This is a genomic window from Streptomyces sp. CA-288835, assembly GCF_050936385.1.
In the GTDB taxonomy this organism is placed as follows: Bacteria; Actinomycetota; Actinomycetes; order Streptomycetales; family Streptomycetaceae; genus Streptomyces.
In genome coordinates this window covers 7,479,017-7,492,575 of record NZ_JBNJMW010000001.1, presented here as the reverse complement: position 1 = coordinate 7,492,575, position 13,559 = coordinate 7,479,017, and the positions used below count along the sequence as shown (strand labels likewise).

Genomic DNA, 13,559 nt, shown 5'->3' with positions numbered 1-13,559 from the left:
CGTGGATGCCGTGGAAGAAGAGGCAGGGGATGCCGTGGGAGAAGTAGCAGCCGCCGTGGCCAGGAAGGAGCCCAGGAGGATCAGAGCGAAGGCCGCCACCACCCCTGCGGTCAGCTCCTCGTCCAGGAGCACCACTCCCGCCGACACCGCCACCGCCGGGTTGACGTACGTGAAGACCACGGCTCGGGTCGGGCCCGCCTCCCGGATCAGTTCCAGGAAGACGACGAAGGCCAGCGCTGTGCAGATCACTCCCAGGCCGGCCAGGGAGGCCAGGACCTCGGCGGTCGGAAGCTCGGCGGGCCAGGAGGCGGCCGCGGCCGGGGCGTACACCACCGTCGCCAACAGCAGGCAAGGAGCGATGAGTTGGAGGGTCGGGACCTGCTTGAGGTAGCGGGCCATGATGAGGGGGGCGGTCGCGTAGCCCACGACCGTCACCCCCATTTCCGCGAGAGAGCGGGCGTTGCCGCCCGTCAGGTGCGGGGCCGTGAGGACCGCCACTCCGGCCAGGCCCAGCGCCAGGCCGGTCACGCGGCGGACGCCCAGCCGTTCCGTCTCGCCGAAGAAGCGGGCCAGTACGACGCCCACGATCGGTACTCCCGCGATCAGCAGGCCCGCCGTCGAACTGGACAGGTGGCGTTCGGCATCCGTGAGCGTCCACCAGGGGCCGATGATCTCGATGCAGGCGAAGGCCAGCATGGGGCGCCAGTGGGTGCGTACGACAGTGATCAGGCCCCCTTGGCGGACGGCGAAGGGGAGAAGCAGCGCCGCGCCGAGCGCACAGCGCGCGAACACCACCATGGACGGGGACATACCGCCGTCCACCGCCACTTTGATCATCAGGTAGGGGATGCCCCAGAACACTCCCATCAGGGAGAAGAGAAGCCAGCCGCGTGCAGTCATGCGGGGAGTCTCGGCGGGGTCAGGGGCGTACGTCTTGAACGCTGTTGCGCGATGCGTTGTCGCGCTGAACGCGGTTGCGGTTGCCGTTGCGTTGAACGCTGTTGCGGTACGCCGCCGGGGTCACCCCCAGCACTCGCCGGAACCAGCGCGTCAGGTGCGCCTGGTCCGCGAAGCCGACGAGTGCGGCGGCCTCGGCGGGGCGGTGGCCGGACTCGAGCAGGCTGCGGGCCCGGGTCACCCGGTGCTGGGCGAGCCAGGCGTACGGGGGCAGGCCCATGGTCGTACGGAAGGCGCGCAGGAGCTGGTAGCGGGACAGGCCCAGGTCGGTGGCCAGGTCGGCGAGGGAGGGTGGGGCGAGGAGTTCGTCGGCGAGGCGGTCGCGTACGGCGTGGGCGATGCCGTCCGCGCCGGGGACCGTGTCCGGGACCGGGCGGGCCGTGGAGTGGCGGCGGGCGAGGGCGGTGAGCAGCCACGGGAGACGGGACTCGGTCTCCAGGGGGTCGGGGCAGGCGCTGAGTTCGGCGTGTGCGGTGAGCAGGGCTGTGGCCAGGTCCGGGTCGTGGAGGAGGGGTTCCCGGAAGTGTGGTGTGCCGCTGCCGAGGGTTCCGTCGGCGAGGAGGGAGGGGGCCGGGTACAGGGCGCGGTACGCGTAGCCGTCGGGGTCCGCGATCCCGGTGTGGGCCTCTCCGGGGGCCAGGACGATGATCGCGCCCGGGCCCGCATGGATGCCTCCGCCCCGGTAGTCGATGAAAGAGGCACCCCTGAAGCAGACGCCGACGCTGAACTCCTCGTGGGCGTGGGGTGCGTAGCGGTGGCGGTCGAAGCGGGCGGTGAGGAGATCCAGCGGACGGCCGGTCTGGCCCAGCGTTGCCCTGGTCCAGACTGCCTGCTCACGGCCGGTTACCGTCTCTCCTCGCACGCTCCGTGCAACGCCCGTGCGGGCCTTTTCTATGCCCGGTGCGGCTCAGACGAACTCCGAGGTGTCCAGGTCGAAGCCGAAGGGTTCAGGGAGGGTCAGATGCTTGCCGAAGGGGATACGGCAGTGCTGCCTGTAGTCGTCCTCCTCGGGCTCGCTGAACAGCGTCACGGAGGACTTGCCCCGGTCGACGAGGAGGTAAAGGGGGATGCCGCTGCGGGCATAGGAGCGGCGTTTTTGTTCGCGGTCGACGGACGGCTTGGAGGAGGTGACCTCCACGACCATGGCCACACCTGTGCAGGGCATCCATGACTCACCGCTGCGGAAGAGGCGCAGCTCCTTCGGCGCGAAGGTGCCGTCAGGGATGACGTGATCTTTCAGGATGTCGAGTGGGCTCCGCAGCTTCAGGCCCTTGTTGCCGGAGAACTGCATCTTGGTGTGGGACCGCTCAAATACCTGCTCCAAGACCAGGCTGATGTAGTCCTCGTGCTCCCCGTCCGGCGGCGGTGTCACGACGATCTCCCCCTCGATCAGTTCCGCCCGGAAACCCTCCGGGGTGTCCAGGGCGAGAAAGCCCTCGAGCAGGACCTCTTCCTGCGTGAGCGGCTCATGGGCCATGGCAGTCATGTCACGCCCCTCCTTCTGTCGCTCGCCAGGCTCGGACATCGGCTGATCACCCCGTCCATGAGATCGGGACCCATTCCCTCGATCGTGTCACAGCGCACGCGGCGTCCGCCCGGGTTCGCCTGGGTCCACGCGCCGCTCCCTTGACCCCGCCGCAACGTCAACGTTTCTACTGATCGCATGCGAATCGGAGAGCTGGCCGCGGCCATCGGCGTGACGACGCGGACCCTGCGGCACTACCACCACCTCGGGCTGCTGCCCGAACCCGAGCGGCTCCCCAACGGGTACCGCGACTACGGGCTGCGGCACGCCGTCGTGCTCGCCCGGATCCGGCGGCTGACCGAGCTGGGGCTCGGGCTGGCCGAGGTGCGAGACGTGCTCGCGGACGACGCGGGGCGCGAGCTCGCCGAGGTGCTTGCCGAGCTCGATGACGACCTCGCGCGGCAGGAGCAGGCCATCCGGGAGCGGCGGGCGCGGCTGCGGGCCCTGCTGGCCGATGCCGAGGCGGGGCGGTTGCCCGTCGAGGGGCCCGTATCCCCCGAACTGGCCGCGCTCTTCGGTGACTTGGACCGGGGGTCACAGGGGCGGCCCGAGTCCCCCATGGCCGCCAAGGACCGCGAGATCATCGCCCTGCTGGATACCGCCGCGCCCCCGGAGGAGCGGGAGCGGCTGCTGTCCGCGCTGGGCAGCTTTGCCGACGAGCCGGGCGCGGTGGATCGGGCGCACGAGGCGTACGCGTTGCTCGACGCCCTCGTGGACGCCGACCCGGGCGACCCCCGCGTGGACGAGGCCGCCGAGCTGCTCGCCTCCTGCCTGCCGGACTCCGCTCTCGACGGGCTCGGCATCGGGAGCATCGAGGACGCGGCCGGGGAGCAGAGCTTCCTGCGGGCCTTCCTCGACGACTTCGCGCCCGCGCAGGCGGAGGCCATCCGGCGCACGATGCGGCTGCTCGTGCAGCGCCACGCGGGCGGTGCGCGGTGAAGGCCGCCGTGAGGGCTGTCGTGCCGGCCTTCGTGAAGGCCGTCGAACTCGTGCGGCGGCTGTCCGCGCACGAGCTGCGGCTGATCGTGAGCATCGCTCTCTGGGCGGCGCGGCGGCGGCATGGCGCCACGAGCGGGCGGGCGTTCGGATATGTGCGGGGCCAGGGCGCGATGATGTTCGGCTTCGGCTTCGTGTGCGTGCTCGAGACGGTCGCCCTGGCGGTGCTGCTACGGCCCTGGCCCGCCGTTGAGCGGCCCGTACTCGTCCTCGACCTCTACGGCGTACTCCAAGTCGTCGGCTTGCACGCGGCCTCCGTGAGCCGACCGCACATCCTGGACGCCACCGCGCTGCGCATCCGCCGAGCCGCCCACCTCGACCTCCGCGTCCCCCTGGACCTCATCGCGTCCATACGCCGCGAGACGCGCTACACACACGAGAAGCGCGAGGGCGAGCTCGATCTGGCCGTCGGCTCACAGACCACGATCACCCTCGAACTCACCGAATCCATACGGCACTTCACCTTCCTCGGCCGCCCCAGGTACGTACACCTGATCCGCTTCCACGCCGACGAACCGGACGTCCTCGTTCAGGCGATCCGCGAGATGCGTACGCTGGCGCCTGCCCCTCGTACGCATTGAAGGAGAACCACCGTGCTCGTGCTGCTGCCGCCGTCCGAAGGAAAGGCTCCCTCCGGGCGGGGCGCGCCGCTGAAGCCGGAGTCGTTGTCGCTGCCGGGGCTGGCGGAGGCGCGGCAGGCGGTGCTCGACGAGTTGGTCGAGCTGTGTGCGGGCGATGAGGAGAAGGCGCGGGAGGTCCTCGGGCTGAGCGAGGGGCTGCGGGGCGAGATCGCCAAGAACGCCGTACTGCGGACCGCGGGGGCACGGCCCGCCGGGGAGATCTACACGGGGGTGCTGTACGACGCCCTTGACCTGGCCTCGCTCGATACGGCGGCCAAGCGGCGGGCAGCGCGTTCGCTGCTCGTCTTCTCGGGCCTGTGGGGCGCCGTCCGCGTGACGGACCGGATTCCCTCGTACCGCTGCTCGATGGGCGTGAAGCTGCCGGGGCTTGGGCCGCTCGGCGCGCACTGGCGTAGGCCGATGGCCGACGTCCTGCCCGAGGCCGCCGGGAACGGGCTCGTGCTCGATCTGCGCTCCTCCGCGTACGCGGCGGCGTGGAAGCCGAAGGGGGAGGTGGCGGGGCGTACGGCGAGTGTGCGGGTGCTGCACGCACCGACCCGCAAGGTGGTCAGCCACTTCAACAAGGCCACGAAGGGCCGGATCGTACGAAGCCTGCTGCTGGCCGGGGCCGCGCCGAAGGGGCCGGCGGAGCTGGTGGAGGCGCTGCGGGACCTCGGGTATGCGGTGGAGGCGGAGGCGCCGGGGCGGGCGGGGACGGCTTGGGCGCTGGATGTGCTGGTGGACGAGATCCATTGACGTACTAACGCTCTGACCATTGCAGCATGCGCAACGCTCTTTGCGCATGCTGCTCGGCGGCGGCACGATGTCGTGCATGACCGTCTCCGTGCTTGATCTCGCCCCCGTAGTCCCCGTGGTCGTCGTGCGGGACGTCGCCGACGCCGTTCCGCTTGCGCGGGCGCTCGTCGCTGGCGGGCTGCCCGCGATCGAGGTGACCCTGCGGACGTCGGCCGCGACGGACGCGATCCGGGCGATCGCCGATGCGGTACCGGGCGCGACGGTCGGGGCGGGGACGGTGATTACGCCGGAGCAGGTGACGGAGTCGGTGGTGGCCGGGGCGCGGTTTCTGGTGAGCCCGGGCTGGACGGACGTACTGCTGGAGGCGATGCGGGGGTCGGGGGTGCCGTTCCTGCCGGGGGTGTCGACCACGTCGGAGGTGGTGGCGCTGCTTGAGCGCGGGGTGCGGGAGATGAAGTTCTTCCCGGCTGAGGCGGCGGGCGGTACGGCCTATCTGAAGGCACTGGCCGGACCGTTGCCGCAGGCTCGGTTCTGCCCGACGGGCGGGGTCGGGCTCGCCTCGGCTCCCGGCTACCTGGCGCTGCCCAACGTCGCCTGCGTGGGCGGGAGTTGGATGCTGCCGGAGGATGCCATCGCCGCGAAGGACTGGGCGCGGGTGGAGGCACTGGCCCGCGAGGCGGCGGCGCTCAGCGCAGGTGGGACGCGTCGTTGAGCAGGCGCAGGCTGGCGTTGCCGTCCGCGTAGTACGCCACCTCCGAGAGCGAGGCGGCCGACAGTTCCATACGGAACAGGGACTCGGGCGGGGCGCCGAGAGCCAGTCGTACGAGGGTCTTGATGGGCGTGACGTGCGAGACGACGAGCACGGTACGGCCCAGGTGGGCGGCGAGCAGCTTGTCCCGGGCGGCGGCCACGCGCTCGGCGACCGCCGCGAAGCTCTCTCCACCGCCAGTGGGTTCGGCATCCGGCGCCGCCAGCCACTCGTCCAACTCCTCCGGATACCGCTCCCGGACCTCCCCGAAGGTCAGCCCTTCCCAAGCCCCGAAGTCGGTCTCCCGCAGCCCGTCCTCGATCCGCACGTCCAGCCCGAGCCGCGCTCCCACGATCCCCGCGGTCTCCCGGCACCGGGCAAGGGGCGACGAGGCGATCTCCTGCACGCTCCCCCGCCCGGCCAGCGCCTCTGCCACCCGCTGGGCCTGCCCGCGCCCCACATCCGACAGCCCCGGATCGCTCCCGCCACTCCCGGAAAACCGCTTCTGAGGCGTCAGCGGCGTCTCCCCATGCCGCAGCAGTACGAGGCTCACGGGCGCCCCGAGATCAGCGGGCGCGGCGGCCGGGGCGACGACGACGCTCGGAGCCGCCGCCGGCACGGACTCGGGCAACGCGCGGTCCCTACAGCCCGGACTCGGACGTACGGACCAGAATGCGGCGGCAGTTCTCGCAGCGCAGGACCGTGTCCGGGGCGGCTGCCTTCACCTCGTTCACCTCGGTGATGTTGAGCTCCAGACGGCAGCCCTCACAGCGGCGCTGGAAGAGGCGGGCCGCGCCGATGCCGCCCTGCTGCGCGCGGAGCTTGTCGTAGAGCTTCAGCAGGTCGGCGGGGACCGAACCCGCGATGACCTCGCGTTCCTTCGTGGCCGTCGCGATCTCGCTGTCGAGGGACTCCGTGGCCGCGTCCCGCCGCGCCATCGCGTCGTCGGTCTTCGACTGGACGGAGGCGACCCGCTCGGTCAGCTCGGCCACCCGCTCCTGCGCGGACTCGCGGCGCTCCATGACCTCCAGAACCACGTCCTCCAGGTCACCCTGCCGCTTGGCGAGCGAGGCGATCTCGTGCTGGAGGTTCTCCAGGTCCTTGGGGGACGTGACGGCGCCGGAGTCCAGGCGCTGCTGGTCACGGGCGGCGCGCTGGCGCACCTGGTCGACGTCCTGCTCGGCCTTCGTCTGCTCGCGGGCGCAGTCGCTCTCCTCGGTCTGCGCGGCGACGAGCAGGTCACGCAGCTGGGTGAGGTCCTTGTTCAGCGACTCGATCTCGGCATGCTCGGGGAGCGACTTCCGCTTGTGCGCCAACTGCTGAAGGCGTACGTCGAGGGCCTGGACGTCGAGAAGTCGGATCTGGTCGGCGGGCGCGGCGTTCAGTTGGGGGCTCCAGGTGAAAGCGAAGGGGAGTGGGTGGTCCAGGGGTCGGTGACCGTCTTGGAGACGTGGACGCGAAGTCCCCATCCGTTCCGGTCGGAAATCTCGTCGAGCTGGGAGGCGGCCAGCTCGCACCAGGGCCACTCGGTGGCCCAGTGCGCCGCGTCGAGCAGCGCGAGAGGACTGTGGGCGCGGGCCTCGGATGCCGGGTGGTGGCGGAGGTCGGCGGTGAGGAAGGCGTCAACGCCAGCGGCGCGTACGTCGTCGAAGAGGCTGTCACCGGATCCGCCACTGACCGCCACGGTCCGTACGAGCGCCTCCGCGTCGCCCGCGACCCGGATGCCCTGCGCGGTGGCGGGCAGCCGCTCGGCGGCGCGCGCGGCGAGTTCGCGGACGGTCAGCGGATGGTCCAGTTCGCAGATCCTGCCCAGGCCGCGGCGGCCTTCGGGGTCGGTCGGGTCCGGTACGAGGGGTCGTACGACCCGGATGTCCAGCGCGCCGGCGAGGGCGTCACTGACGCCCGGATCCGCCTGGTCGGCGTTCGTGTGGGCGACGTGCAGCGCGATGTCGTTCTTGATCAGGGTGTGCACCACGCGGCCCTTGAAGGTCGAGGCCGCCACCGTCGTCGTACCGCGCAGGTAGAGCGGGTGGTGGGTGACCAGCAGGTCGGCGTCCAGTTTCACCGCCTCGTCGACGATCTCCTGGACCGGGTCGACGGCGAACAGTACGCGCGTGACCTCGCCATCCGGGTCTCCGCAGACGGTGCCCACCGCGTCCCAGTCCTCCGCCCTCTCGGGGGGCCAGAGGGAGTCGAGCGCGGCGATGACTTCAGACAGACGGGGCACGTAGGAAAGGCTACCCGCCCCTGCGGCGTGTGCCGTAGGCAGAGGCAGGGAGGCAAAGGTCGAGGCAGAGGTCGGGAAGGCTGAGGCCGGGAGGCAGAGCCCGGGCGCCGGTCGGTGGTGGGGCTTGTCGCCGGGGGGCCTACACGGAAGGCATGGAAGACGACATGGAAGGCGGTGCCGGGGAGCCGCCAGCACACTGACCCTCGTTTCCTCAGGCGAATCGCCGATGGGCCACCCATATGTGTGAAGCGCCTGCCTGTCGATGCTCCGTCTGTGCGTACGAAAACTACCTTCATGGCCGGAGGTGACCCAGACGATGACGGCCTGTGCCATCGAATCCGCCGCAGAGAACGGGACGCGAGCAGGTTGCGTGATCACCGCCGACGGGTCCTACGCGGCCCGCCTCGCCTCACGCGGCGACTCCTGGTTCCCGGAGCGCTGGACCCTGGACGGCCCCGAGCCGTACGCCGTACCGCTGCCCGGCAAGGAGCCCGAGGAGCCCGGCACGGAGGTGCAGCCGATGGCGGACGGGCGGGTGCTCATCCACCGGGTACCGGAGGGGCGGCACACGTTCGCGCTGCTGTATCCCACCGGGCCGGGGACGGGTGAAGTACCGCTGGGCGCGGTGGAATGCCGGGACGGGACGACGGAGTTGCGGCTGCTGCCACCCGCTCCGGGCGGCCTTCGGGCGTACGCCGTTGCCGTGGGCCGGAGTTCCACCACGGTGTGGCTGGTGGCGGGCGGCGCCTTCGGGCCCGAGCGGCTCGCTACGGTGCCGGGGCGCTGTTCGGGCGGGGTGTGGCTGTCCGGCGACGACCGACTGCTCGCCCTGGACCGGGAGTTGGACGGCCGGACCAAGACGGTGGTGGTCGACCTGGGGTGCGACGGCGAGGTGTCGCCGCTTCTCCAGATCGCCGAGACCAGCAACGACCGGCTGCTGCTCGCGGATGCCGACAGCGGGCTGCTGCTGATCCGCTCGGATGCGCCGTCGCCGGGGCGGGAGCGGCTGGGCTGGGGCGTGTTGGGGAGCACGCTTCCGGTGCGTTTTCCGGACTCGTTGCGGATGGCTGAGCATGTGGTTTCGCCATTTGCTATCCAGCCGGGGCAGATGCTGACGCCGGAGTGGTGTGGGGTGGCTTTGCGGATCGCTGTCGCCGGCGCTGACGGTGACGGTGACGGCCGCGCTGGCGGGGGCAGTTGGCTGGGGGTGTGGCGGCCTGTTGAGCGGCGGGTTCGCCAACTTGCCGCGCCTGTGGGGTGGTTGGTGGGTTCGGGGTTGTGGACCCGGGACGGGGTACTTCGGCTGCCGTACTCGACGGGGGCGTTGCCTTGTGGGGTTTCGCGGGTGGTGGTGCCTGCGGAGGTGGTGGACGAGGTGTCGTTGGTCTCGCGTCCTGCGGAGGCGGGGATTGCGGCGGAGGTGGAGTACGCCGAGTCCTCCGATCCCTCCGATTTCCCGGGCTCCTCGGAGCCGGCGGTGTCGTTCACCGTGCGGAGGCTCTCGAGTGCCTTTGCCGGGCGACGGTTGGCGCAGGCGGCTCGTGCGGGCGGCTCGCGCCGGGCGGGTGCCGAAGAAGTGACCGTTGAGTAGCCCTACCGCCTCTCACCGGCCAGAAGAGCGCCTATTAGACTCGCCCGCGTTCCAAAGAAGGATCTTGTCAACGGGGTGAATTTCTACATGAACGAGGTAAGTAACACAGCCACGGATCCGCGTGTGGCGGGGAGCGACTCGCGGGATCCGCGGATGGCGATGTCTCAGCCTGTCGATGGTGGGCGGGGGCGGCACCGGGGGCCTGTTTCGGTGTCGGACGACGAGGCTGCGCCTCGGGGCCGACACCGGAAGCCGGCTGGGCCGAGCGAGAGCTAACGCTCCGCGAAGGCGCTCCGCTGGGGGCGCGGTTGGAAGCTGCGGGTTCGTTGTGGCTTGTCGCGCCGCCCCGCGGGGTGCCTCCGGCGGTTGGGGGGTTTCTTTCCCCAGCCCCGCCCCTTCCCGAAACTTGGGGCTGCGCCCCCAGGCCCCCGCCCGGGAGTGGGGCGCCTTCGGCGGGTGGGTGGGATGCCTACTGGGGTGGGGGGGACACTGCGTGTCGCGGCTGCGGGTGCGTTGTGGCTGGTCGCGCAGTTCCCCGCACCCCTAAACAGCCTGCGACTGCCCGCACCCCGACGAGCAAGCGAACCGACAAGCCCGCACCCCGACGAAACCGGCGCCCTCCCTCCGGGGGGAGGGGACGTGGGCCGGTGCGTCCTATGCCCGTCGCTTAGCTTCGGTCTGGGCACACCAGAACCCTGTGGAAGCAAGGGGCCGTATGCCCCGTTGGCGACGGGCTGACGCACCGGACCGCGGCCCCGCACCCACCAACCACCTAGGGGCGCGGGGAACTGCGCGACCAGCCACACTCAACCCGCAGCCGCGACACGCAGTGTCACTCGCCACCCCCTGGCGGGGGGGCCTGGGGGGCGCAGCCCCAGCTTCGGGAAGGGGCGGGACTGGGGAAAGAAAAACCCTCCCCCACACCGGGAGGGGTCAGGTGTCGCGCTTCAGACCCAGCACCTCCGTCGCCGCGAACGTCTCGTTCAAGGGCCGTTCCGCATAGTGCGGAGTAAGCACCGTGTCCAGTTCCTCATAGCTGAAAGCGTCCCGCTTGGTGTCGAACTTGGCGGACACCCGCGGCCGTTCGACGATGGCGACCATCCCCCCGTGAACGACCAGGAGCTGGCCGTTGATGCGCGCGGCAGCGGGTGAGGCCAAGTAGCCGACCAGCGGGGCTACATGCTCGGGGGCGAGCGGGTCGAGGCCCTCACTCGACTCCCCGGATCCGGCGAAGACGTCCGCCGTCATCCGGGTCCGGGCACGCGGGCAGATGACGTTCGCGGTGACGCCGTACTTGGCGAGAGCCAACGCTGTCGAGGTGGTGAGCCCGACGATTCCGCCTTTGGCGGCCGCGTAGTTGGGCTGACCCGCGGACCCCGCGAGGAACGCCTCGGAGGAGGTGTTGACGATGCGTCCGTACACCGGGGCCCCCGCCGCCTTGGAGCGGTTACGCCAGTGCGCGGCGGCGAAGTGGGTCGTGTTGAAGTGGCCCTTCAGATGGACGCGGATGACGGAGTCCCACTCGTCCTCGGTCATCGAGAAGACCATCTTGTCGCGCAGGATGCCCGCGTTGTTGACGAGGATGTCCAGCTGACCGAACGTAGAGACCGCCAACTCGACCAGTTCCCGCGCCTGTTGGTGATCCGCCACGTCACCGATGTGGGCGACCGCGCGACCACCCGCCGCCCGGATCTCATCCGCGACCTCCTGGGCAGGCCCGGCCGACGCCTCGCCGGAACCGTCCCGCCCCGGCTGACCGAAGTCGTTGACGACGACGGCGGCACCGAGCCGGGCGAGTTCCAACGCCTCGGCCCGGCCGAGCCCCCGGCCCGCACCGGTAACGATCGCGGCTCGCCCTTCAAGTGGCAGTGACATCAAGGCCCCTTCAGCCATCGGAAGTCAGTTGGCAGTCGACTGGCAGTCGATTGGCGGAATGTGACACCTCGACCCCGAGGTGTCACATTCCGCGCACCCACACCCTGGGTCAGATCTCGATGCACGTACGCAGCGCGACCCCCGTACGCATCTGATCCAACGCCTCATTGATCTCGCTCAGCGGCACCCGGTGCGTGATCAGCCCTTCCAGGTCGATGCGCCCGGCACGCCACAGCGCGATGGTCCGCTCGTACGAACGAAGGACGTCCCCACCGCCGTACATGCTCGGCAGAATCCGCTTCTCGTCGAAGAACAGCTCGAACATGCTGAGTTGCAGGTAGTCGTCCATGGCGCCGGCGCCGACGACGACCAGCGTGCCGCCGCGGCGGGTGTTCTCGTATGCGGTGCGGGCGGTGGCGGACTTGCCGACGACCTCGAAGACGTAGTCGAAGCCCTCGCCCGCGGTCAACGTCTGCTTGGTGTCGGGGAGTTCGTCCGGCGATACGGCCCTGGTGGCGCCGAACTTCAGCGCGGACTCGCGGCGTGAGGCCACCGGGTCGACGGCGACGATCTCGGCGGCGCCCTTGAGCCGCGCGCCCTGGATCGCGGAGATGCCGACGCCGCCGCAGCCGATGACGGCGACCGACGAACCGGCTTCCACATCGGCGGTGTTGAGGGCGGCGCCGAGTCCCGTGGTGACCCCGCAGCCGATGAGGGCCGCGATGTCGAAGGGCACGTCGTCGGGGATCGGTACCGCGCAGCCCGCGTCGACCACGACCTCCTCGGTGAAGGTTCCGGTGCCCGCCATGCCGAAGACATCGCCTGTGGGGCGCTTAAAGTTGGGCGTGCCGGCGTTCATGAACCCGGACAAGCACAGCTCGGTCTGGCCGCGTTTGCAGGAGGGGCAGGCGTTGCAGGCGGGCAGCCAGCACACGACGACGCGGTCGCCCGGTTTGAGGTTCGTGACGCCGTCGCCGACGTCCAGGATCTCGCCGGCCCCCTCGTGCCCCGGCACGAACGGCGCGGGCTGCGGCAGGACCCCTGACATCCCCGAGAGGTCCGAGTGGCACAGTCCGGTGGCCCGCACTCGGATCTTCACGCGGCCGGGGCCGAAGCCCGCCGCCTCTACGTCGTCGAGGACCTCTAGCTTTTCCTGGCCGATCTCGTGCAGTACGGCTGCCCGCATGGTGCGGCTCCCCTCAAGAGTTCATGCGTGTTCGATGATCGTGTCGGCCAGCACCGGCGCGTCGTCCCGTTCGACCGCCGTTACCGTCACCTGGGCCCGGCCGTCCTGTTGCCACATCCGGATGCGGAGGGTCTCACCGGGGAAGACGATCCCGGCGAAGCGCGTGCTGTAGGAGCGGACCCGTGCCACATCGCCGCCGAGCAGCGTGTCGACGACCGCCTTGAGCGTGATCCCGTACGTGCACAGCCCGTGCAGGATCGGCCGGTCGAACCCGGCGCGCTTGGCGAACTCCGGGTCGGCGTGCAGCGGGTTCCAGTCGCCGGACAGGCGGTAGAGCAGGGCCTGGTCCTCGCGGACGTGCCGCTCTACTTCCCTGCTCGGGTCGCCGGTCGGCGGGTCGAGGCGGGTGGAGGGGCCGCGTTCGCCGCCGAAGCCGCCTTCGCCGCGTACGAAGATCTGGGCGTCGTTCGTCCACAACGGGCCCTCGTCGTCGGCGACTTCGGTGCGCATGACGAGGATGGCGGCCTTGCCCTTGTCGTACACGGCCGCGATCCGTGCGGTGGCACGCGCCTTCCCCTCGGCGGGAATCGGGCGGTGCAGCTCGATGCTCTGGCCGCCGTGCAGGACGTGGGCGAGGTCGACCTCGATGCCCGGCATGGACAGCCCGCCGATCACGCCCGGGGAGCCCGCGCCCGCGACGGTCGCGAAGCTCGGCAGGACGTGCAGCCTGGACTCGAGGGTGTAGCGCAGCTCGTCGGGGTCGGTCGCCGGGATGCCCGCGCCGATGCCCAGGTGGTAGAGCTGGACGTCCTTGTGGTTCCAGGTGATCTCGCCGGTCCGGGGCTCGGCGGCGAGGGCCTTGGCGGGGTCGATGGGCATGCGGCTCCTGACTGCTGGCGGATCTTCGGCGGAGAAGACCTCGGTGCGGCCGTCCGCACCGTCGGACGCACCGAGGTCGACCTCGGGCCGCGGAACCCGCCCGTTCTAGAACGCGTTCCAGTACGGCGACCCTCTGTATAGCCCAGCTCCCGGTAGTTGTGAAGACTCCTGACGCTATGTCAGATGAGCAGACTCCGGG

Annotated in this window: 12 protein-coding genes and 2 pseudogenes; 5 read left to right on the top strand and 9 right to left on the bottom strand. The window is 70.7% G+C overall.

Translation table 11 applies throughout. The annotated features are described in order from the left end of the window. Positions 1-48: 48 nt before the first annotated feature. The 3 genes and pseudogenes from ACQEVY_RS33885 to ACQEVY_RS33875 all read right to left on the bottom strand — a co-directional run. Positions 49-900: pseudogene (locus ACQEVY_RS33885) on the bottom strand (DMT family transporter); the annotation flags it as partial. Positions 901-919: 19 nt separating this feature from the next. Further along, on the bottom strand, positions 920-1,819 hold the full coding sequence (locus tag ACQEVY_RS33880) for a helix-turn-helix domain-containing protein (RefSeq protein ID WP_432953180.1): 900 nt from the start codon (positions 1,817-1,819) through the stop codon (positions 920-922). 45 nt (positions 1,820-1,864) lie between these two features. Continuing rightward, positions 1,865-2,443, bottom strand: a complete 579-nt coding sequence (locus ACQEVY_RS33875) for a Uma2 family endonuclease (protein WP_432953179.1) — start codon at positions 2,441-2,443, stop codon at positions 1,865-1,867. Positions 2,444-2,620: 177 nt separating this feature from the next. Here ACQEVY_RS33875 and ACQEVY_RS33870 point away from each other — a divergent pair, with 177 nt between their 5' ends. From ACQEVY_RS33870 to eda, 4 genes are all read left to right on the top strand, one after another. Then, positions 2,621-3,421, top strand: coding sequence for a MerR family transcriptional regulator (locus ACQEVY_RS33870; protein WP_432953178.1), 801 nt, complete (start codon positions 2,621-2,623; stop codon positions 3,419-3,421). A gap of 8 nt (positions 3,422-3,429) precedes the next feature. Then, positions 3,430-4,059, top strand: coding sequence for a hypothetical protein (locus ACQEVY_RS33865; protein WP_432953177.1), 630 nt, complete (start codon positions 3,430-3,432; stop codon positions 4,057-4,059). Between the two features lie 12 nt (positions 4,060-4,071). Beyond that, positions 4,072-4,854: a peroxide stress protein YaaA gene (gene yaaA, locus ACQEVY_RS33860; protein WP_432953176.1), complete on the top strand. Its 783-nt coding sequence runs from the start codon at positions 4,072-4,074 to the stop codon at positions 4,852-4,854. Between the two features lie 67 nt (positions 4,855-4,921). Then, positions 4,922-5,566, top strand: a complete 645-nt coding sequence (eda, locus tag ACQEVY_RS33855) for a bifunctional 4-hydroxy-2-oxoglutarate aldolase/2-dehydro-3-deoxy-phosphogluconate aldolase (RefSeq protein WP_432955540.1) — start codon at positions 4,922-4,924, stop codon at positions 5,564-5,566. Here the strand turns inward: eda and ACQEVY_RS33850 are convergent. The 3 genes and pseudogenes from ACQEVY_RS33850 to ACQEVY_RS33840 all read right to left on the bottom strand — a co-directional run. Beyond that, positions 5,541-6,182: pseudogene (locus ACQEVY_RS33850) on the bottom strand (histidine phosphatase family protein); the annotation flags it as partial. The gene eda and the pseudogene ACQEVY_RS33850 sit on opposite strands and share 26 nt — an antisense overlap. Before the next feature lie 61 nt (positions 6,183-6,243). Beyond that, complete coding sequence (locus ACQEVY_RS33845; RefSeq protein WP_432955539.1) at positions 6,244-6,987, bottom strand: zinc ribbon domain-containing protein; 744 nt, start codon at positions 6,985-6,987, stop codon at positions 6,244-6,246. Next, positions 6,984-7,829: a Nif3-like dinuclear metal center hexameric protein gene (locus tag ACQEVY_RS33840; RefSeq protein WP_432953175.1), complete on the bottom strand. Its 846-nt coding sequence runs from the start codon at positions 7,827-7,829 to the stop codon at positions 6,984-6,986. Before ACQEVY_RS33840 ends, ACQEVY_RS33845 begins: the two co-directional genes overlap by 4 nt. A gap of 316 nt (positions 7,830-8,145) precedes the next feature. On the opposite strand from ACQEVY_RS33840, the gene ACQEVY_RS33835 reads away from it, so the two are divergent. Beyond that, the gene (locus tag ACQEVY_RS33835) at positions 8,146-9,420 is read left to right on the top strand and encodes a hypothetical protein (protein WP_432953174.1); all 1,275 of its coding nucleotides are present in this window, start codon (positions 8,146-8,148) and stop codon (positions 9,418-9,420) included. Positions 9,421-10,353: 933 nt separating this feature from the next. On the opposite strand, the gene ACQEVY_RS33830 is transcribed toward ACQEVY_RS33835, so the two are convergent. The 3 genes from ACQEVY_RS33830 to ACQEVY_RS33820 all read right to left on the bottom strand — a co-directional run bounded on the left by ACQEVY_RS33830 (position 10,354) and on the right by ACQEVY_RS33820 (position 13,360). After that, positions 10,354-11,295, bottom strand: coding sequence for a 3-oxoacyl-ACP reductase (locus ACQEVY_RS33830; RefSeq protein WP_432953173.1), 942 nt, complete (start codon positions 11,293-11,295; stop codon positions 10,354-10,356). Between the two features lie 109 nt (positions 11,296-11,404). Continuing rightward, positions 11,405-12,481, bottom strand: coding sequence for a Zn-dependent alcohol dehydrogenase (locus ACQEVY_RS33825; RefSeq protein WP_432953172.1), 1,077 nt, complete (start codon positions 12,479-12,481; stop codon positions 11,405-11,407). 21 nt (positions 12,482-12,502) lie between these two features. Then, a complete protein-coding gene (locus tag ACQEVY_RS33820; RefSeq protein WP_432953171.1) occupies positions 12,503-13,360 on the bottom strand; it encodes a MaoC/PaaZ C-terminal domain-containing protein in 858 nt (285 codons plus the stop codon). Positions 13,361-13,559: the final 199 nt, after the last annotated feature.